Consider the following 19,447-nt stretch of genomic DNA (forward strand, 5'->3'; position numbering starts at 1 on the left):
GGTTGAAAGAGCGGTGATAGTCGCAGCGCGCAACATGCCGATACGGATCACCCGTCGTGCTTGCGCATGACCATGCTACTCCAGAGTAATCGTGCCGTTTGATTCGCCTGTGATATCCCTCAATACCCCCTTAACGTGATGCCGCCTGATTGCCGTAAGTCGATTCCCAGCCGGCGCCCGGCGCCTTGCAAAGCGTGATCAGATTCGCGTCTGCCCGAATGCTTCTCATATGTCACCAGATGGACTCGTTCGAGGAGCGCGTGGGAGGTCATGCGCGCCACAAGCGCTTCGGCGTGGTGCTCGATGTCCCGGTTCTATTCACGCTCGGGATTCAGGTTTGGCGCATAGCCAATCTTGCGATCGGCCCGCGTTCAAACTTCCAGACTCTGCCGCTATGGCGCTCGCAGAGGGCGCCCGGCGGTAGTTTCATTCGCATCGTGCGCGTGCGTATCGATGCATTCTTCCTCTTCGACTTGGACTGTCACGTGTTCGATGCTAAACCGCTCGGAGAGCCGCCGCTGAACAGCGGTAACAACATCTCGTGAGACCGTTCCTGGCGTCGGGTGCACGTGCAGCGTCACCAGATGTTGTTCGCTCGTGATGGACCAGGCATGAATGTGATGTGCGTCGCTCACTTCGGCCACGTTTTGCTCAAGGTCGGACTTAATATCGGCCAGATTCATCCCTTGAGGTGTGCCTTCGAGCAGGATGTGCGCTGACGATTTGACGATACCCCACGCGCTCTTGAGAATGATGACGGCAACGAATATGGACAGGATAGGGTCGATGGGAGTCCAGCCGATTAGCAGAATCACGCCCGCCGCAACAATGGCCGCGAACGAGCCCAGCATATCGCCGAGAACATGCAGCCATGCTCCGCGCACGTTAAGGTTTTCCCGGTTGCCGCCATGCAGAACCAGGAACGCGGCAATATTCGCGGCGAGCCCCACGAACGCCACAATGAGCATGGTCTTGCCCGCAACCTGCACCGGCGACGCAAACCGTTGAATCGCCTCGAACACAATCCAGGCTGCAATGACGAACAGCGCACATCCGTTGACAAACGCCGCGAGGATTTCTAGTCGCTTGTAGCCATAAGAAAGATCTGCCGTTGCAGGTCGCCGCCCGTAGTGGATGGCAATCCAGCTGAATCCTAGCGCCGCTGCATCGCTAACCATGTGGCCTGCGTCCGCCAGCAACGCCAGTGAGCCCGACAGCACGCCTCCAATGACCTCGACGACCATGAACACCGCGATGATCATAAAGGCCCATCCAATGCGTCGCTGGTCCGTCACGCCATGCAAATGATTGTGGCCCGCATGGTTGTGCCCGGGATGACTGTGCTCGTCAGTATGATTTTCGACGTGGCCACTTTCTTCGAGCTTGCCGTGTTCATGTTCCCCGCGAGCAGGCCCGTCCGTGTGAGTGTGTCCGTGACTATGAGCCATCGCATCTCCGCCGTAAGAAAGGTACCAGGACTGACTGCAGCAAGATATTAGCCCGACACCTGGCCCAAGTGAGAAGTCTTGCTCTTTGGCTGCATGGCTTCTGTTGACGTCAGTCCGTGAATAATCCCGCATTCCTCGACTGGTTGCTCGCCGGCGCAGCGTTCACGCATCGCGGTTAGCTGGGCACGAAGTTGCAGTAGGTCGTCGATACGCGTGTTCACCTGCCCTCCGAATGCCGTTCAAAGCATGACGTCCACGCAAGGACGGTTTGACCTGCCATTTACGGAGCAATCAGGTTTGTAGCAGGTGAGTGAAATCAAAGCACGTCGAGTTTTGAAACGAAACCCATAATATGAACCATTGCGTTCAATTGGTGAAACAAATGGATTGGAATAATCTAAGGGCGTTTCTAGCCGTTGTAAGGGGCGGAACGTTGAGAGTGGCTGCCGAACGGACCGACTTGAGCGCTGCGACTGTCTCGCGTCGCCTCGACGAACTTGAGACCGTTGTGGGGGAGAAGCTGATTGAGAGGATGCCGACCGGATGTGTTCCCACGGTGGCTGGGCAGCGGGTTGCGGCTTGGGCAGAGCAGATGGAGGAGATTGCTGCTCAGATTGAGCGAACAAGGGAATTGGAGGGAGTTGGTCCGGAAGGAACCGTTCGCATCAATGCAGACGAGTGGATGTCTTATTTCCTCACTGCGCGTATTGCTCCGCTGAAGCAGCGTTTCCCAGGATTGGCCGTGGAGATTTTGACCTCGCATCGACCTTACAGTCTTGCACGAAGAGAAGCCGATATATCGCTTCGACCTTTTCGTCCTTCGCGCGGCGACCTGGTAGGGCGCAGGGTTGGACAAGTCTACTTCGGACTCTACGGAGCGAGCGAATACGTGCACGCCCACCATGACGCAATCGCAAAGGAGCGTTGGGGCGGACTTGCATTTGTTAGTTTCGACGACCTGCGCTCGGCTTTCGCAGCGGATAGCTGGCTTCGAGGACTACCTGACGTTCCGGATCCGTGGCTGCGGTGCAGCTATGCCCTCGGGATTTTTGATGGGGTGTCAGCCGGAGCCGGGCTCGGCGTACTTGCAAGCTTCCTCGCGCGTCATTCCCCAAATCTCATTGCGGTCAAGCCGGTCATCCCCCGAACTTACTCAGGATGTCTGGCTGACCTATCACAGTGCGGTGCGCGGGAGCGCGCGGGTGAAGGCAGTAACGGACTTCATCGTCGAACTCTTCGAAACGGAAGCTAGTGCGTGACCAATCAAGTCGATAGATGACTGCTCCAGATTTGAAACACGCTGGTTCATTTGTGCTGACGCTTCATCACGGCTTCTTGCGTTACTGTGAGTGCCATCGGGCGAGTTGGAGCCCATCACTCACTTTGCGGGAGAGGCACCTTGGTTGCATCATTGATACAGAAGGCCGTTGGCGCACCTAAAGCCGAACTACACATGCACATCGAAGGCTCATTACAGCCGGAAATGATATTCGCTTTGGCAAATCGCAACGGCCTTAGGTTACCGTTCGACTCCGTTGAGTCGCTTCGGGAAGCTTATGCTTTCGAGAATCTGCAATCGTTTCTGGACTTGTATCACGCCGGGACTCATGTGCTTGTGACAGAGGAAGATTTTTTCGATGTCACCGCTGCCTACGTCGAGCGAGCGATTGCCGATAATGTGTTCATGCCGAAATTTTCTTTGACCCGCAAACGCACCTTGCTCGAGGGGTAACTCTCGAAGTTATGATTGCGGGCATGGAGCGTGCACTGAGCGACGCGGAAGGTCGTGGATTCAGCAGCAGATTGCTGCTCTGTTTTGTGCGCCATCTGCATGAAGATGCTGCCCTCCAAACTCTCGAGAGCGCTTTGCCGTTCTTCGAACGATACTCACATCGCCTTGTTGGCATCGGACTCGATTCTACGGAGCTTGGAATCCCACCGTCAACGTTCGGTCGAGTTTTTGCTCGTGCCCGAAGCGAGGGCTTGCGATGCGTTGCTCACGCGGGAGAAGAGGGACCGCCCGAATACATTGTAGAAGCGCTTGATTCTTTGTGTGTCGAACGCATTGACCACGGTGTAACTAGCGTCAGGGATATGACTCTTGTGAAACGCCTCGTTGACCTCCGTGTTCCGCTGACTGTCTGCCCTCTCTCGAATTTGCGTCTGAAAGGCGTGGCAGACATGAAAGCGCATCCGCTACCGGAACATTGGCGCATCGGCGAGACCTGGACGCATAGAAGACAGCGAGACAGGCGGAGAAATCGCTGACGTGTCCGAATGCCACCGATGAAGTCTGTGCTCACATGGTCAAACCTGAGGTGAGCGCAGGCCCAGCATCATGCTGTCCGGGAATTTCTTTGCCGCGTGGGGAGTCTTCGGCAATACCTTATAGTCCTATCTGACCACGGCAGTGGTGTGTTGCGCCTGCCGACAAAAAACAAACTCCTCGCTGCGGAGCGAGGAGTTCATTGGTCAGAACCAGTCGGCTAATGCCGCCCGGCAGACGTTAAGCGGCCAGTTGTTCCTTGTGCAGCGCGACGAGTTCAGTCTCGTCCTTCAGAGCCTTTTGAACTGCCGGGCGGCCTTCTATACGGGCGATGAAGGCAGCCAGGTTCTTGAGGTGGTCCAGGTTGACGCCCGAACGCTCGTGCCACAGGGTTGCCCACACGTAAGCGTCAGCAACCGTGAATTGCTCGCCCGTGAGGTACGAACGGCCGTCGGACAATTGTTTGTCGAGCACGCCGTACGCCGTGAGCAATTTATTCGTATGGAATTCGATGCCTTCTGGGGTCATCAGCTTGCGCATCAGGGGGATATGCTTCTGCGCGATTTCGGTAGCGATGAAGGTCAGCAACTGGTCCATACGAGCCCGCTCAATCGTACCGTGCTTGGGAATCAGGTTCGCTTCCGGATGCTGGTCTGCGAGGTAGGACGTGATGGTGATGGTTTCGGTCAGGGCTTCCTTTTCGCCGTCCAGCAGCAGCGCCGGCACGTAGAGAAGCGAGTTGACATCGGAGAACCTCGTGCCGTCGGTGGTCGACTTGCCAAACACGTCGAAGTGGACCAGTTCCGGCGTCAGGCCGATTTCGTTAGCGATGGCCTGTGCTGCGAGGGAGCAGGTAGCCTGGGCGATGTAGAGTTTCATTTTGAGCGTCGTCCTACGTAGATGAATGACCGGTTTGGACCGGGTTTCAGGTGGTGCGCCGTGGTGCACCGTTGGGATGAAGTATGGTCAAAATGCGGCTTTCGATAAACAGCGGCTCAAGCGTCAGTCTGTCGAATCACGAGCGACAATCGGGGCGTCCAGTTCCATCCGCGAAAGCTGCGTAGCGACGGCCGCCAGTGAGCAGATGGCGAGCCCGACGCCGCAAAGCAGGAAACCCGCGGACCCAAGCGCAGCTGCAAATACGGCAGCGACAGTCATGCCTGCAAGGACGCCCACGCAGCCTGCACAGACGTGCAGCGCTGTCATGACGTCGGGTGTTTCCGGAGCAAGTGCATGCAATGTCGTCTGGGTAACGAGCATGCCGCTTGTATGCGCGGCACCTCAGCTCAAGACTGCTATCGCGGTTAGCGCGTCAGGGCCATGAGCGAACAGGTAAAGGGCCGCGTAGACGACCGCAAGAGCAATGGGGTGAAAGAGGGCAGTAAGAGCCGGTTGGTTGCGAAGGAGGTGCCCAGTGAGGAGGGCGCCCGCTATGCCCCCCAACACCGAAAAGGACCATCTGCAGCGTGGCAAAGGGAAAGTCGATTGCTGGCTGATCGTGAGAAAGTGCAGCGAGTTACTGAAGACGGAGAACATCGCGGCGTACTGCAGAGCTATCGCTGCCAGAGAGACGCATATGACACCCGTAAGCCGGACTCGGGACCCCTGCGGGGTTACTTCCGCATGAGTCGCGCTTCTGCGGCGATGGCGGAGCATTATCCATACGCCGATGGCCGCCGTGAAATAGGCAGCGACAACGAACCAGACCCGGGGGAGGAAACTTCGTCGAGAGCCAGGTCGCCATTGGCAGTCCGAGTACAAGACCAAACAATGCGCTTCTCGCTGCAAAGATTCGTTGCCATGGCGAACCACCCGGCCTGTCGTTCGCCGTAGCGCTGTAAGCGGCGCCTGCCAGAAACACGGGATGGAGAAGCGCGGGGTGAAGCGAGAGCGAGAAGCTTGGCGAGCCAAAGACTGTGCCGAATGCGGGGTTGATTGCACAAAGGCAACTGCAAGGTGCGTCGAGCGACGTGAAGAAAAAAACATGGCACCTGAGACTCCAGGTGCCATTGGTGCTCTAACGCTGGCTGGCAAATGCCGGCCAGACGCACGGTGAATCAGTTCGGCGTGGGCGCCAGAACATGGACTTCAGCTTGCGATTCGCGCACTTTGGAGAAAGCTGCCCGGACTTCCGCCGCGAAGATTTCCGGTTGTTCAAAGGCGGCAAAGTGGCCGCCCGTAGCCGCACGGTTCCAGTAGAACATATTGCTGAACGTGCGCTCGGCCCATTCCTTCGGTGGCGTGTAGATTTCGCCGGGGAACACGCTGACAGCAACCGGGATGTCGACGGCTACCGCAGCGAAGGTCAGACCAGGATGTTCCGCGTACATACGTGCAGAGGAAGCGCCGCTGTTCGTCAACCAGTACAACGTAATGTTGTCGAGCATCTGGTCGTAGGAGAACACGTCTTCCGGGACGCCCTTGCTATCGCTCCACGCGCCGAGCTTCTCGTAAATCCATGCTGCGAGGCCGACGGGCGAATCGGCCAGCGAATAGCCAATCGTTTGGGGCCGCGTCGTCTGGAGGTGGTGATAGTACGAACCATCATTCGCGAATCGCAGACATTGGTCGATTGCAATTTGTTCTTCCGGTGTCGGTACTTCCGGGAACTGGGCCGGAGCGACGAACGGCAAGTTGACGTGAATCGCGCGCAGCCCTTCAAGCTTGATGCGGCCCATCTCGGTAGTGATGACGCTGCCCCAATCGCCGCCTTGTGCGACATATTCGTTGTAGCCCAAGCCCTTCATGATGGTGTCCCACGCGCGCCCGATGCGATTGCGTTCCCATCCCTTTGCCGTCGGCTTGTCGCTAAAACCGTAACCGGGAATCGAGGGCAGCACGACATGGAACGCGTCTTCAGCTTTGCCGCCGTGCGCGGTGGGGTCGACGAGCAGGTCAATGACGTCGAGGAATTCGACGATGGAACCTGGCCAGCCGTGAGTCAGAACAACCGGCAGCGCATTCTCGTGCTTCGAGCGGATGTGCAGAAAGTGGATACCAAGCCCGTCGACTTCGGCCTTGAACTGGGGATAGCCGTTGATGCGAGCTTCGACGCGGCGCCAGTCGTACTGGGTGCGCCAGTATTCGACGAGTTTCTGAACTGGGTCCAGCTGCGCGCCTTGGGATTGGTCGTCCACGGTCTCGCGCTCAGGAAAGCGGGTGGCATCCAGACGCTTTTTCAGGTCATCAAGTTCGGCCTGCGGGATGTCAATACGAAACGGGGTGATGTGCATCTTTGTATCTGCCTGGTGAGAGTCGTGAAGGTAACGTCATCGTAGGCAATCGGATGATTTTGAAAAAGCCGTCTCGGGGAGACGCAGTGTCGCTTCGGGGGAGACAGTCCGGAGGACGTGATTGTCGCTTCAGGAGAGACGCTCTAACCACCGTTGCGGTGTTTATCTTCGCAACGGTGTTCTGCAGAATGACGCCGTTTGACGGGCTCATTGCGTATGAGTGCGTCGCTCCGCTTCGCAACCCATTACCCAAAAGGTCTGCCGATGAAAACCTCGATGTCGCAGGGACAAGACAGTAACAAACTGCTAATTCTTGCAGCCGTCTGTCTGTCCGCGCTAGTTTTGCCACTTGCCTTTTCAGGGGGCGCTGTCGCTACGCCGGCAATCGGGCGGGACTTGGGCGGCAGCCCCGCCATGCTGACCTGGGTCACCAACGCGTTCATGCTGAGCTTCGGCAGCCTGCTGATGGCCGCCGGTGCGCTGGCCGACCAGTTTGGCCGCAAGCGGCTCTTCGTCCTCGGTCTAGGCGGCTTCATCATTACATCGTTCGCCATGAGCTTTGCACCGTCGGTGCTGTGGCTCGATATTCTGCGTGGTGTCCAGGGCATCGCGGCTGCGGCGTCGCTCTCTAGCGGCGGCGCATCGCTTGCGCAGGAGTTTGATGGTCACGCCCGCACGCGGGCGTTCAGTATGCTTGGCACGAGTTTCGGCATCGGTCTTGCCTTTGGCCCGCTGATGGCCGGCGTCCTCATCGAGCACTTCGGCTGGCGTTCGATTTTTCAGGTTATCGCCGCCATCGGCATCATCGCATTCGTCTTCGGTGTGCCGCGTATGCGCGAGACGCGCGACTCAGGAGCAACAGGTCTCGACTATCCGGGTACTGTGACCTTCACGGCAACCCTCGCTCTCTTTACGTTCGGGGTGATTCAGGCGCCGGAAAGCGGTTGGGGTAGCCCGCTCGTCGTCACGCTTCTCGCAGCGTCGGCATTCTTTCTTGCCGCGTTCATTCTCGTCGAAATGCGCGTCAATCGTCCGATGCTGGAACTGAGCCTGTTCAGATACCCGCGCTTCGTCGGCGTGCAGATTCTGCCTGTCGGCACCTGCTACTGCTACATCGTGCTTATCGTGATGCTGCCGCTGCGCTTTATCGGCGCCGAAGGTCTGAGCGAAATCGACGCCGGCATGCTGATGATTGCGCTCTCCGCACCCATGCTCGTCGTGCCGATGCTGGTCGCTTCGTTCACGCGCTGGATGTCTGCTGGCGTGCTCTCGGGTATCGGTTTCCTGATTGCTGCCGCCGGTCTCTACTGGTTGAGCCTTGTCGACTTTAGTGGTCCGAAGGCTGAACTCATCATGCCGATGCTGGTGATAGGCATTGGTGCAGGTATGCCATGGGGTCTGATGGACGGCTTGTCGGTCAGCGTGGTGCCGAAGGAGCGGGCAGGTATGGCTTCGGGTATCTTCAGCACGACCCGCGTTGCAGGTGAAGGTATCGCTCTCGCAATCGCGACTGCAGTTCTTGGGGCGCTGGCGCATAGCAGTCTTTCCCAGCTCATTCCTGACAATGGCGGTGACATCTCCGCTCGTGTCGCAGAGGCCGCGCAACGAGTGACCGCCGGTGACATGGTGCATGCCGCATCGACTCTGCCGGAAGTCACCCGGCATGCGTTGTCGTCGAGCTACGCGGACGCATTCACGAGCCTTTTGCATGTGCTGATTGTTATCACGCTTCTGTCGGCGCTCGCGACGTTCGCGTTCCTGAGCAAGACGCCCGCACAGGATGACGAACAAGGTGCGAAATCTGACGAGAAGAGTGAGGTCAAAGAGGCCGTCGGCGCATAAGGTTTGAGTTTGCTCACTGCAGTGGGCTGCGCGGATGCGGCGGCCCCTTGGCGAAACAGCTGAGGCTGCTCCGGGTGAATTGGTCAGGACAGGCGAAGTGATGACTGACAGGCACACAACAAGTTTCTTTATTTCGGATGGCACATTTTGCATCAGGCCTACAAGGACAGCGAAGGGGTAACCGCGGCATTCAACGTCAATCTTCTTGTGCGTGCGAATACAGAGCCGCGGGCGGACTTTGACCTCGCCGGCTTCATGCATAAGGCGTTCTATAACGAGCCCATGCTGCGCATCGAGATGCACCTGGTGAGCCTGCGCCGGCAGACTGTCCGGGTCGCCGGATACGACTTCCGATTCGATGAAGGCGAGACCATCCACACGGAGAATTCGCAAAAGTTCACCATTAAGGGTTTCCAGAAGAGTGCGGCAGCCGCCGGGTTCAGGCCCGGTCCGGTCTGGACGAATGATGCGGGCCTGTTTAGCGTTCACTGGCTGGAAAGCCCGAGCGCCATGCCTGCGCCGCGGGACTGCACAGCGGCGCGCAGGCTGCAAGCGCCTGATACAGTCTGATTTTCCCACCTTGAGTAACCGGGGGCTAAGAGATGAGCGAGCGGGTAGATGCACCCATCAATGAGATAGCGGTGTTTGTGGCGGTTGCTCAAACCGGCAGCTTCACACGTGCAGCTGAAGAAATCGGTAGCAGCAAGTCCAATGTGGGTAAGGCGGTCCAGCGCCTTGAGGCCCGACTCGGCTCACAGCTGTTTCAGCGCACGACCCGCGCGGTCCGGCTGACCGAGGACGGCGAAACGTATCTCCTTGCGGCGCAGGAGGCCCTCGATGGTCTTCGAGAAGCGGAGCAGCAGCTCGCCTCGAGGCGCGCTGAGCCCGCTGGGCGGGTCAAGATTGACCTGCCAGCAGGCTTTGGACGACTGCTGCTGCCGAGCTTCATCCAGCTTCGGGAAAAGTATCCCAAGCTCACGGTGGAGATGGCCCTGACTGACCGGATGTCGGACCCGGTCGGCGAGGGGTGGGACGTTGTTGTTCGCATTGGCGCATTGCCGGACGACAGTGAATTTACCGTGCGCAAGCTCTGCGACCTGAGGCTAGGTCTGTACGCATCGCCTGAGTATCTCGCGCGCCGGGGAGACGTAAAGACGCTCACAGAGCTGACTGACCACGACGCTATAGTTTTCCGTGGCCCAACGGGTCGGCTACGTTCGTGGACAGTGAGAGAAAACGATACGGCGCGGGAAATTGTGCCGCATCCTGTGCTCGTACTTGCAGACGGGCAGGCGCTCGTTGATGCGGCGGTGGCGGGTTTCGGCATTACGCAGATTCACGACCGTGTCGCGCTTCCGCATGTGCGTGCTGGTCGCCTTGTACACCTGCTGCCGGAGGCAGATGTCAACGGGCCGCCCGTGCATGCCATCATCTCGCTTGGGCAGAAGATGACCGCCAAGACCCGGGCGGTGGTCAATCACCTTGCCGAGACTCTGCAGAACGAATAACGAACAGGCATACGTTGGGTGCCCGGCTGCGATGCCGGGCAGGCTTGACCCGGCTCGTGGAAGCCCCGGCGGTTTAATGGGTGCGTCCGTGCAGCTGATTTCATCAGTGCTCGCGCGACACGAAGCCCGTGGCTGCACGCGGCAAATCAATGACGCATTCCAGTCGAAATGGTCAGACAGGATGCTACTCCGCGAATTCTTGACGCTGACGCCCGATACACCCTCGCTTTCAGTTGCTCCAGTGAAGTGGGCATCAATGGAACAGTATTGTTCTGGGCCGTTAATCCTACGAACACTAAAGAATGCAAAATAACAAATTATATTTTCGCCGATTTAGAACAATCCATATCCGCGACTTCACCTTGCACGGCCGCTAATTCCGACTGTCGCTTTCCAGGCTACACAGTAACCACTCCATCGAGCTTTATCTGAAGTCTGAAAGGTTTCAGAATGCGAGCATTGGTTGGGTCGAAAAATGCACGAAGTTGGGCAGCGTTGCGCGCTGGACAACAGTTGCAATCAATAAAGCTTTTCTACCGGTATGCGGTGGCTTTGCGCAGATGACGCTGTCAGGTGTTGCGGCGCGCACAAGAGAGAACGCAAGGGTAGTGGCGTGTTTCAGGAGCAGGCAATGCGTTTTCTCAAAAACAACAGGGACCCGTGGGGCCACCTGCTTGGCGAGCTCAGGGTTTCTTCAAAGGGCCTTAAACGGGATACAACCCGCGGGCTTTCCGCAACACAAGTCATACTCAAGGCGCGGACGATTTATACGCCGCCGCCAGAACTTGTTGTGAGCATTGTGGAGCGCACGGGGCCGACCTCGGCGACCGTAACCTGGAATGAACCGAGTTGCAGGTATGGCTACCAGACTTGGCGGGCCGCAATATCTCGCTTGTCCGGCGTCTGCGTCATCAGTGGAAAAGTTATTCGACGGGGAGACCTGGTATTTAAGCCTCAGGGGAGACTGGTTCCTCTGAACGCACACGCGATGATTCTTCAATCAGTAGTCGACATACTTGCGCCCCTTCTTGAAGAAGACGAGTCCCCGTAAGTTGGTACAAGGCATTAAGCAGGCTCTCCAAGGATTGTTCGATGACGACAAGAAATCAATTCGGAAAACCAATCTTTATCTGAAGCGACAGTCTGGCTAATCTTGGTTTGCGCCGGTGGCGGGAAGCCTCCAGCAGCCAAATGAAGGGGTCTTTGCCATGACCAATGCTTTCACTCATCAAACTGGCGATTCAATGGGTTCGCGACTTCTGCGCGTTTCGCTCGCGCTGATTCTGCCCAGCGCCGCCAGTGATGCTCTCGTGGAGGGCAGCGGAGGCATTGGTCGCGCAGGGACCTACCCTTCTTGAACAGGCGGCTCTCGATAAGTACAGCTTTGTGCGTGACGGATACATGCAGCGACGTGCATATCTGTTGAACGAGGGTAAAGCTCTGCCTTCATACGAAGAGCCCGCCGAGAGCGCCAGCGATTTGGCTGTTCAGGCGCAGCCTGGTGGGGAAGCCGCGGCTGCTTCGAAGTAGAGATGAGGGATTGGACCGATGAACGGCGCTATAACCCGCAGCGAAGGCCAGGTTGCAATGTCTGGGTTTGACGTTGCAACGCTGGTCGACTGCGCAATCTGTGGGTCGCCGGACGTTTCAGTGGTCGGCGACGAAGAAGCTAGGGCGAAGTTTGAGTTTGTCAGGGATGGAAGCACGGATAGCACAAGGCTTGCGACCCTGGCTCTGGTAGTCTCGTGTGCCGAGTGCGGCGTAACCTACGGGCTGCAATCCTGATTCGATTTGATGGGCGAAAAAAGCGCGAATTCGGCAGTCCTCGCGCTTTTTTCTGTTTCTGCTCGTCGGACCAGAAACGCTGATCCGACTTTGGAGTTTAGAACTTGCGTGCCGCTCGCGTGCTGATAGGCCGCCATCGCGTAGAAGTCAGTGCGCTTGGACAGCCCCTAGTCGGCGCCGAGCGAAGCCTGGTGATAGCTCGCTGATGTGTCGCCGCTCGCCTTCATGTACGTCTAGCCTGTACCCACGAGCAACGCGGGCGTGAGTTGGTACGCAGGCTATTGTCGTAGTTGTCGACGGGCTGCGTAAAGCTCAACTCACGACTGCTCCGTTACTTCTGTGCGACTGCTGTTTGCACCGGGGCTGTGGTCCCAACCTGTCCAATGGCCGGCTGGACAGGTTGGGGGACCACGTCACCCCAGCCGCCGCCAAGCGCGCGAATCAGGTTGACTGTGGAGGCAGCCTGCACGCCTTGCAATTGCACCGCTGAGCGGCGGGCCTGCAGGACGGTGCGCTCCGCATCGATGACGTCGAGATAGTTCACCGCGCCCTCGGTGTATTGCGAGCGGGAGAGGTCTGCTGCACGTTGTGATGCCGTGACGGCTTCGTTCTGCGTCTTCGTCTGGTCTTCCAGGATGCGCATGTCCGACAGGTTGTCTTCGACCTCCCGGAACGCCACGAGCACCTGCTGCCGATAGTTCGCGACATCCTCCTCGTAGACGGCGCGCGCATTCGCAAGGTTGCCTTTGCGACGTCCACCGTCAAAAATCGGGATGTTCAGCGCCGTCCCTGCAAGAGGTCCGAGCAAGAAAGCGCGGCTGCTCCATTTGAAGAGGTCACCAATCGTCGCCGATTCGAAGCCGCCTGTACCTGTGATGGTGAGCGAAGGAAAGAACGCCGCCTTCGCGATACCGATACGCGAGTTCGCCGCGGCCATCGAACGCTCTGCAGCCGCGATGTCCGGCCGACGCTCGAGCAGCGAAGAGGGCAGTCCCGGCGGCACGCGCAGGTTGACCGGCGCAATCGGGTCCGCGACCATAGAGAACTCGGCCGGCGCCTTGCCGAGTAATACCGCGAGGCTGTGCTCAGATGCGGCTCGAAGACGCTGCACAGTCATTGCATCCGACTGCGCAGTGGCCAGTTCGGCCTTCGCCCTCGAGAGGTCGAGTTCAGTGATTTCGCCTTCCGAATAGCGGCGCTGTACCAGATTCAGGGCCTGCTGTCTGAGGTCGACAGCGTTCTTGAACACCTCGGATTCGGCGTCGAGTTCACGCAGTGCGAAGTAGTTCTGGGCGACGTCTGCCTGCAGGGCAAGCATCACCGAGCGAAACAATGCTTCGCTGCGCTGCGTGTCGGCGCGCGCCGCGTCGACTGTCGACGCAACACGACCAAAAAGGTCGACTTCATACGATGCGCTGGCCTGAGCGCGCCAGAAGGTCTGCTGCGGTACATTCGTGCCATCCGACTCAAAGAGGGAAGCGGCTGAGACCCGCTGCCTCGTCGGACCGAAGCCCGCGTCGAGCGACGGGAACAGACCTGCGCGCGCGGCCTGGTTCATCGCCCGTGCTTCCTTCACACGGGCTGCTGCCGCTTTGAGGTTCTGGTTCGCATCCAACGCCTGCTGTTCGAGTTCGTTCAGCTTCGCGTCCTCGAACACGGTCCACCATTCACCGCGTGCGACGTCTTCGGACGGTTGCGCCGTCTTCCATGTGCCGGTTTCTTCCGATGACAACGGCTGCTGCGGCGCCTCTTTGAAAGTTGCGGTCGTGGGCGTCGATGGCACCTCGTACTTGGGTGCCAGCGAGCAGCCGGCCAGAATCAGCAGGGCGCTCATCAGCAGCGAGCCGGCAAAACCCTTCTTCGTTAAAAAAATTCCTTTCATGACGGTCTCCTTATTCCTGAAGGGCTGGTTCCGGTACTTTCGCACCGGGAGCGGTTAAACCGCCTGCGGAGCCACCTTTGCCACCGTTGCTGTCGCGCTCGCCATCGTGGCTGTGCGGACCATGAACGTGCGGATGCTTACCATGTTTGTCCGTGAGCTGTTTGCCGCCAGAGAGTTTGCGGAGAATTACATAGAACACAGGGGTGAGAATCAGACCAAACAGCGTTACTCCCAGCATCCCGAAGAAGACGGCGATACCCATTGCGCGACGCATTTCTGAACCTGCTCCAGTGGAGATAACCAGCGGAATCACACCCATGATGAACGCGATGGAGGTCATCAGAATCGGACGCAAACGCAGACGGCAGGCTTCAATCGCGGCCTGAACAATCGTGCGGCCCTGAATTTCCAGCTCACGTGCGAACTCCACAATGAGAATCGCGTTTTTCGCCGACAACCCCACCAGCACCATCAGACCAATCTGGGTGAAGATGTTGTTGTCACCCCGGGTGAGCCACACGCCGAAGAGCGCGGACAGAATGCTCATTGGCACAATCAGCAGAATCGCCAGTGGCAGCGTCAAGCTTTCATACATGGCGGCCAGCACGAGGAACACCAGTAGGACACTGATAGGGAACACCCAGAAGGCTGCGTTGCCCGTCAGAATCTGTTGATATGTCAGGTCGGTCCATTCGAACTTGATGCCGTGCGGCAAAGTTTCAGCCGCGATGCGTTCGACAGCGGCCATTGCCTGGCCGGACGAATATCCCGGCGCCGGTCCACCATTGATATCCGCCGCGAGAAAGCCGTTGTAGCGAATAACCGTCTCCGGACCGAACGTCGGCGTCACCTTGATGAGCGACGACAGCGGGACCATCTCACCCGATGCATTGCGGGTCTTGAGTTGGAGAATGCTTTCAGCCGAGGTGCGGAACGGAGCATCAGCCTGCGCACGAACCTGATAGACACGACCGAACTTGTTGAAATCGTTCACGTACAGCGAGCCCAGGTAAATCTGCATCGTGTCGAACACGTCAGTCACGGAGACGCCCAGTTGCTTGGCTTTCTCGCGGTCCAGTTCAACGTTCAGTTGCGGGACGTTAATCTGATAGCTTGAGAAAGACGGGCCGAGTTCGGGCGCTTTTGCTGCAGCCGCGAGGAACGATTGAACCGCCTTGTTCAGCGCTTCGTAACCCAGTGCGCCACGGTCTTCAATCTGCAGCTTGAACCCGCCGATAGTACCCAGACCCGACACCGGAGGGGGTGGAAAGGGCGCAATCATTGCGTCCTTGATGCCCGCATATTCCTTGTTCAGATTTCCGACAATTGCCGTTGCCGATTCATCCCTGGTGCGATGTTTCGACGGGCTCATCACAGGGAACACCAGGCCGCTGCTCGATGAATTCATCAGGCCGGTAACGTTCAAGCCCGGGAATTCCGGCGAGTGCACGACACCCGGCTGCTTGCGGGCAATGATGCCCATCTCATGAACGACTTTCTCTGTCCGGTCGAGCGATGCACCCGGAGGCAACTGCAGAATGCTAACGAGGTAGTCCTTGTCCTGACCCGGCACAAAGCCGCCGGGCACAATCTTGCCGAACAGGAACGTGCCGCCCAGCAGGACTCCATAGACGACCATCATCGCGGCCTTGCGATTGATGATGCCGCCGACACCCTTACCGTACGCTTCCGAGCCACGATGGAACACCTTGTTGAACACGTTGAAGAACGGTCCCAGAATGCGGTCCATGATTCGGGTGAGCCAGTCCTTGGGCGCGTGATGGTCTTTCAGCAGCAGCGCTGAAAGCGCGGGCGACAGTGTGAGCGAGTTGAACGCCGAGATGACGGTCGAAATCGCAATCGTCATCGCGAACTGCTTGTAGAACTGACCGGTCAGGCCCGACATGAATGCCAGCGGCACGAACACGGCTACGAGAGTCAGCGCAATGGCGACAATCGGTCCACTAACCTCCCGCATCGCTTCGTACGAAGCCTCAAGTGGCGTCAGGCCCGCAGCGATGTTTCGCTCGACGTTCTCCACCACCACAATCGCATCGTCGACCACGATCCCGATGGCCAGAACCATGCCGAATAGAGACAAAGCATTAATGGTGAAGCCGAATGCCAGCATCAACGAGAACGTACCCACAATCGACACGGGCACTGCCAGCAATGGAATCAGAGAGGCTCGCCAGGTCTGCAGGAAGACGATAACAACGATAACGACAAGAACGATAGCTTCAAAGAGAGTGTGGACAACCGCGTCGATACTTTCCCGGACGAATTGCGTCGGGTCGTAGACAATCTTCGCTTCGACACCTTCGGGCATGTCTTTCTGCAACTCTGCCGTGATTCGACGAACATCGGTCGAAATCTGAAGTGAGTTGGCATTGGGCTGCTGGAAGATGATGAGTTGCACGCCCGGCTTGCCGTCGAGGCTTGCGCGCAGAGCATATTCCGCTGCGCCCATCTCCACGCGAGCCACATCGCTCAGATGCGTCACAGCGCCGTCCGACGATGTCTTCAGGATGATGTTGCGGAACTCTTCCTCGGTCTTCAGCCGGCCCTGTGCGTTCACGCTCAATTGCATCGGCACGTTCGTCGTCATCGGAGCGCCGCCGACGATACCGGCCGCAACCTGAACGTTCTGCTCGCGAATCGCCTTCACGACGTCGGTTGCCGTCAGGTTCTGACGGGCCACCTTCGTCGGGTCGAGCCACACGCGCATGGAGTAGTCGCCAGCACCCCACATTGCAACTTCGCCAACGCCCGGGACCTGTGCAAGCCGGTCCTTGACGTTGATAAGGGCGTAGTTGCGCAGATATGTGAGGTCATACCGTCCGTTCGGCGACACGAGGTTCACACCCATCGTCAGAGTAGGCGACGACTTGACGGTGGTGACCCCCAGGCGCTGTACGTCCTCGGGAAGACGCGGCATGGCTTGGGAAACCCGGTTCTGCACGAGTTGCTGTGCCTTATCGGGGTCCGTGCCGAGCTTGAACGTCACTGTCGTCGTCATCGCGCCATCGCTATTAGCCTGCGACTGCATGTACAGCATGTTCTCGACGCCGTTAATCTGCTCCTCGATTGGAGAGGCGACAGTTTCAGCAATGACCTTGGGATTCGCGCCCGGATACTGTGCGCGAACTACAACCGACGGCGGCACAACTTCCGGGTATTCGGCCGTTGGCAATTTTGTTAGCGCGATGAAACCCGCTAGCACAATCACCACCGACAGAACGGCCGCGAAGATTGGCCTGTCGATGAAAAATTTTGAGATGTTCATGGTGACCTTCTCACGTGTTACGCAGCGGATTTGGCGGCGTCGGCCATGTTGACCATGTGCGGGCTGACGGTGTCGCTTGGCTTGGCGTGCATCATGCCGTTGACGACGACCCGCTCACCATCCTTGAGCCCTGAGGTCACGACGCGAAGGTTGTCGTGCAGACCGCCCAGTTGGACTTCCCGGTAGACGACCTTGTTCGCCCGGTCGACAACCAGCACAAACTTCTTAGCCTGGTCGGTGCCGACGGCCGCATCGTCAATCAGAATGGCCGGATGGGGCTCACCGCCGCCAACTTTGACGCGGGCGTAGAGACCCGGAACAAGTGCGCCGTCTGCGTTGTCGATGGTCGCGCGCACGCGGATCGTGCCGGACGATGTGTCGAGCCGGTTATCAACTGACGTAACCGCACCTTTGCGCGAGTACCCGTCTTCATTCGCAAGGCCCAGCGACACCGGCACCTTCGAATTCCGGTCGCGGCCCAGGTATTGCAGATACGTCTGTTCGTCGACATCGAACGACGCGTAAATCGGCGACACCGAGACCAGCGTCGTGAGCAAAGGCGCGCTCGCACCAATCGAAACGACATTGCCCACGGTCAGTTCAGCACGCGATACGCGGCCCGTTACCGGGGCTGTAATGCTGGTGTATCCGAGATTGACCTGTGCGGCTTCCAGAGCCGCCTCAGCGGCCTTTACACCCGCAGCAGCCTCGCGAGAAGCATTCTGCTTTTCGTCGTAGTCACGCTTCGCGATTGCGTTGTCGGCGAGCAGGCGGTCAGCACGAGCTGCATCGGTCGCCGTGTAAATCGCGCGCGCTTTTGCTGCCGCAACCTGGGCCGCGGCGCGGTCAACTTCAGCCTGATAAGGGCGAGCGTCAATCGTGAAAAGTGGGTCGCCTTTTTTCACCAGCGCGCCGTCCTTGAAGTGGACGGCAACAATGGTGCCAGCGACGAGCGGGCGGACGTCGACGTGGTCAATGGCTTCGAGGCGGCCCGAATAGCGTTGCCAATCCGTGATGGTCTGCGAGAGGACAACCGCGACGTCAACTTCGGTGGCCGGTGGCGGCGCGTCAGCGGCCCGAGCTGCACTCACCGGACCCGAGGTGGTCCCGTGGGTGAAGCCAATGCCTGCAACTGCGCCGACAACTGCCAGCGCACCGAGCGCGGCAGTGAGTCGTTTACGATTGATAAGCATGAGTAGTAATCCTGATAGATTAAAGACGGTCTGTAAAAACGTGACAGGTTTGGATTTCAGTTCAGCGCCGTCTTTGCCTTACACCAATCATTGGGTGTACAGCGTTGACGGAAGTATGGACTCCGTGTTTCTTGTTATAAAGTATCGAACAGTGGTTTCTTTGTATTCAGAGAAGCGACAATTCCGCCCGGTCAATCAGATGCGAGCCGCTTGCGCAGAAACTCGACTACATCGTTGAGTGCCGGTGTGTGCGAGATAAGTTCGCCATGGCAGACGCCGGCATGGCGAGTCATCTCAACCGGCACGCCCGCCGTAATAAGTTCTCTTGCATAGGTCTCGCCGTCGGCGCGCACGAGGTCCTGCTCTGCGGTCGCTATCAGCGTCGGAGGCAACGTGCCCAGGCGCCGTGATTCGAGTGGCGCAGCGTAGGGATGAATGCGCTGAGCTGCGAGTGGAAGATACGCCCGGTATGACCGCGCGCAATCTTCGGGCGCAAGGTCGCTCTTTCTCGAGCGGTTTCCATCTATCAGTCGGGTCATGCTCGGGTCAAGCATTGGTGCAAGTAGCGCCTGCGCCGACAGGCGACGCACGCCACGGTCGCGCGCGATGGCGGCAAGTCCCGCTGCGATGTTGCCTCCGGCGTCATGTCCGACCGCGGCAATCCGGTTCGAGTCCACACGAAACTCTCGAGCGTTTTTAACCGCCCACTCGAGAGCTAGATGGGCGTCCTCAGTTGCGGCTGGAAAAGGAAATTCCGGGGCGAGCGAATAACCCACGGCAATGACCCATGCCGGAACTCTTGCCGCAATGAGTGAAGCCGGCTTGCTGGCTTCACTCAGCGAACCCTTGACGAAGCCGCCGCCATGGAAATACAGCACGATTGGCGCACCGCTGTGAGCGGACGGATTGAAGCTACGCAACGTGATGTTCTGTGCGTGTCCTGCAATCGCGATGTCCCTAATGTCCAGCTTTGCTTTCATTGAAGTGTCTGCGCGATGCGCCAA

At 58.3% G+C, this 19,447-nt stretch carries 11 protein-coding genes and 3 pseudogenes; 6 read left to right on the forward strand and 8 right to left on the reverse strand.

The features are described from left to right. Window positions 1–392: 392 nt before the first annotated feature. A complete protein-coding gene (locus LMG28727_RS04635; protein WP_201641121.1) occupies window positions 393–1,448 on the reverse strand; it encodes a cation diffusion facilitator family transporter in 1,056 nt (351 codons plus the stop codon). A gap of 382 nt (window positions 1,449–1,830) precedes the next feature. Between LMG28727_RS04635 and LMG28727_RS34740 the strand changes: the two genes are divergently transcribed. Next, window positions 1,831–2,700 carry a LysR family transcriptional regulator gene (locus LMG28727_RS34740; RefSeq protein ID WP_407945828.1) on the forward strand — a complete coding sequence of 290 codons (870 nt, stop codon included), beginning with the start codon at window positions 1,831–1,833 and terminating at the stop codon, window positions 2,698–2,700. Between the two features lie 147 nt (window positions 2,701–2,847). Beyond that, window positions 2,848–3,647, forward strand: a pseudogene (add, locus tag LMG28727_RS04645) (adenosine deaminase); the annotation flags it as partial. Between the two features lie 307 nt (window positions 3,648–3,954). Here add and LMG28727_RS04650 read toward each other — a convergent pair. Together LMG28727_RS04650 and LMG28727_RS04655 are read right to left on the reverse strand one after the other, a co-directional pair. After that, window positions 3,955–4,593: a glutathione S-transferase family protein gene (locus tag LMG28727_RS04650; RefSeq protein WP_201641123.1), complete on the reverse strand. Its 639-nt coding sequence runs from the start codon at window positions 4,591–4,593 to the stop codon at window positions 3,955–3,957. A gap of 1,178 nt (window positions 4,594–5,771) precedes the next feature. Continuing rightward, window positions 5,772–6,947 carry an epoxide hydrolase family protein gene (locus LMG28727_RS04655; protein WP_201641124.1) on the reverse strand — a complete coding sequence of 392 codons (1,176 nt, stop codon included), beginning with the start codon at window positions 6,945–6,947 and terminating at the stop codon, window positions 5,772–5,774. 264 nt (window positions 6,948–7,211) lie between these two features. Between LMG28727_RS04655 and LMG28727_RS04660 the strand changes: the two genes are divergently transcribed. The 4 genes and pseudogenes from LMG28727_RS04660 (at window position 7,212) to LMG28727_RS34745 (ending at window position 11,348) form a co-directional block, all read left to right on the forward strand. After that, on the forward strand, window positions 7,212–8,789 hold the full coding sequence (locus LMG28727_RS04660) for an MFS transporter (protein ID WP_201641125.1): 1,578 nt from the start codon (window positions 7,212–7,214) through the stop codon (window positions 8,787–8,789). A 144-nt stretch (window positions 8,790–8,933) separates the two neighbouring features. After that, window positions 8,934–9,359 (forward strand): annotated as a pseudogene (locus LMG28727_RS04665) (L-histidine N(alpha)-methyltransferase); the annotation flags it as partial. A gap of 32 nt (window positions 9,360–9,391) precedes the next feature. After that, window positions 9,392–10,297, forward strand: coding sequence for a LysR family transcriptional regulator (locus LMG28727_RS04670; RefSeq protein WP_201641126.1), 906 nt, complete (start codon window positions 9,392–9,394; stop codon window positions 10,295–10,297). A gap of 631 nt (window positions 10,298–10,928) precedes the next feature. Continuing rightward, window positions 10,929–11,348, forward strand: coding sequence for a DUF3331 domain-containing protein (locus tag LMG28727_RS34745; protein WP_201641127.1), 420 nt, complete (start codon window positions 10,929–10,931; stop codon window positions 11,346–11,348). 832 nt (window positions 11,349–12,180) lie between these two features. On the opposite strand, the pseudogene LMG28727_RS34015 reads toward LMG28727_RS34745, so the two are convergent. The 5 genes and pseudogenes from LMG28727_RS34015 to LMG28727_RS04695 all read right to left on the reverse strand — a co-directional run. After that, window positions 12,181–12,354: pseudogene (locus tag LMG28727_RS34015) on the reverse strand (porin); the annotation flags it as partial. A gap of 59 nt (window positions 12,355–12,413) precedes the next feature. Further along, the gene (locus tag LMG28727_RS04680) at window positions 12,414–13,964 is read right to left on the reverse strand and encodes an efflux transporter outer membrane subunit (protein WP_201641128.1); all 1,551 of its coding nucleotides are present in this window, start codon (window positions 13,962–13,964) and stop codon (window positions 12,414–12,416) included. 10 nt (window positions 13,965–13,974) lie between these two features. Then, on the reverse strand, window positions 13,975–17,250 hold the full coding sequence (locus tag LMG28727_RS04685) for an efflux RND transporter permease subunit (protein ID WP_201641129.1): 3,276 nt from the start codon (window positions 17,248–17,250) through the stop codon (window positions 13,975–13,977). Window positions 17,251–17,267: 17 nt separating this feature from the next. Beyond that, complete coding sequence (locus tag LMG28727_RS04690) at window positions 17,268–18,443, reverse strand: efflux RND transporter periplasmic adaptor subunit (protein ID WP_201641130.1); 1,176 nt, start codon at window positions 18,441–18,443, stop codon at window positions 17,268–17,270. 191 nt (window positions 18,444–18,634) lie between these two features. Beyond that, window positions 18,635–19,423, reverse strand: coding sequence for an alpha/beta hydrolase (locus tag LMG28727_RS04695; RefSeq protein WP_201641131.1), 789 nt, complete (start codon window positions 19,421–19,423; stop codon window positions 18,635–18,637). Window positions 19,424–19,447 lie beyond the last annotated feature (24 nt).

The sequence above is a fragment of the Paraburkholderia metrosideri genome (assembly GCF_904848625.1).
Classification (GTDB): Bacteria; Pseudomonadota; Gammaproteobacteria; order Burkholderiales; family Burkholderiaceae; genus Paraburkholderia; species Paraburkholderia metrosideri.

Excerpts from the sequence above, each read along its gene's own strand:
- LMG28727_RS04635 (WP_201641121.1), bottom strand. The coding sequence starts at position 1,448 with ATGGCTCATAGTCACGGACACACTCACACGGACGGGCCTGCTCGCGGG.
- LMG28727_RS34740 (WP_407945828.1), top strand. The coding sequence starts at position 1,831 with ATGGATTGGAATAATCTAAGGGCGTTTCTAGCCGTTGTAAGGGGCGGA.
- LMG28727_RS04650 (WP_201641123.1), bottom strand. The coding sequence starts at position 4,593 with ATGAAACTCTACATCGCCCAGGCTACCTGCTCCCTCGCAGCACAGGCC.
- LMG28727_RS04655 (WP_201641124.1), bottom strand. The coding sequence starts at position 6,947 with ATGCACATCACCCCGTTTCGTATTGACATCCCGCAGGCCGAACTTGAT.
- LMG28727_RS04660 (WP_201641125.1), top strand. The coding sequence starts at position 7,212 with ATGAAAACCTCGATGTCGCAGGGACAAGACAGTAACAAACTGCTAATT.
- LMG28727_RS04670 (WP_201641126.1), top strand. The coding sequence starts at position 9,392 with ATGAGCGAGCGGGTAGATGCACCCATCAATGAGATAGCGGTGTTTGTG.
- LMG28727_RS34745 (WP_201641127.1), top strand. The coding sequence starts at position 10,929 with ATGCGTTTTCTCAAAAACAACAGGGACCCGTGGGGCCACCTGCTTGGC.
- LMG28727_RS04680 (WP_201641128.1), bottom strand. The coding sequence starts at position 13,964 with ATGAAAGGAATTTTTTTAACGAAGAAGGGTTTTGCCGGCTCGCTGCTG.
- LMG28727_RS04685 (WP_201641129.1), bottom strand. The coding sequence starts at position 17,250 with ATGAACATCTCAAAATTTTTCATCGACAGGCCAATCTTCGCGGCCGTT.
- LMG28727_RS04690 (WP_201641130.1), bottom strand. The coding sequence starts at position 18,443 with ATGCTTATCAATCGTAAACGACTCACTGCCGCGCTCGGTGCGCTGGCA.
- LMG28727_RS04695 (WP_201641131.1), bottom strand. The coding sequence starts at position 19,423 with ATGAAAGCAAAGCTGGACATTAGGGACATCGCGATTGCAGGACACGCA.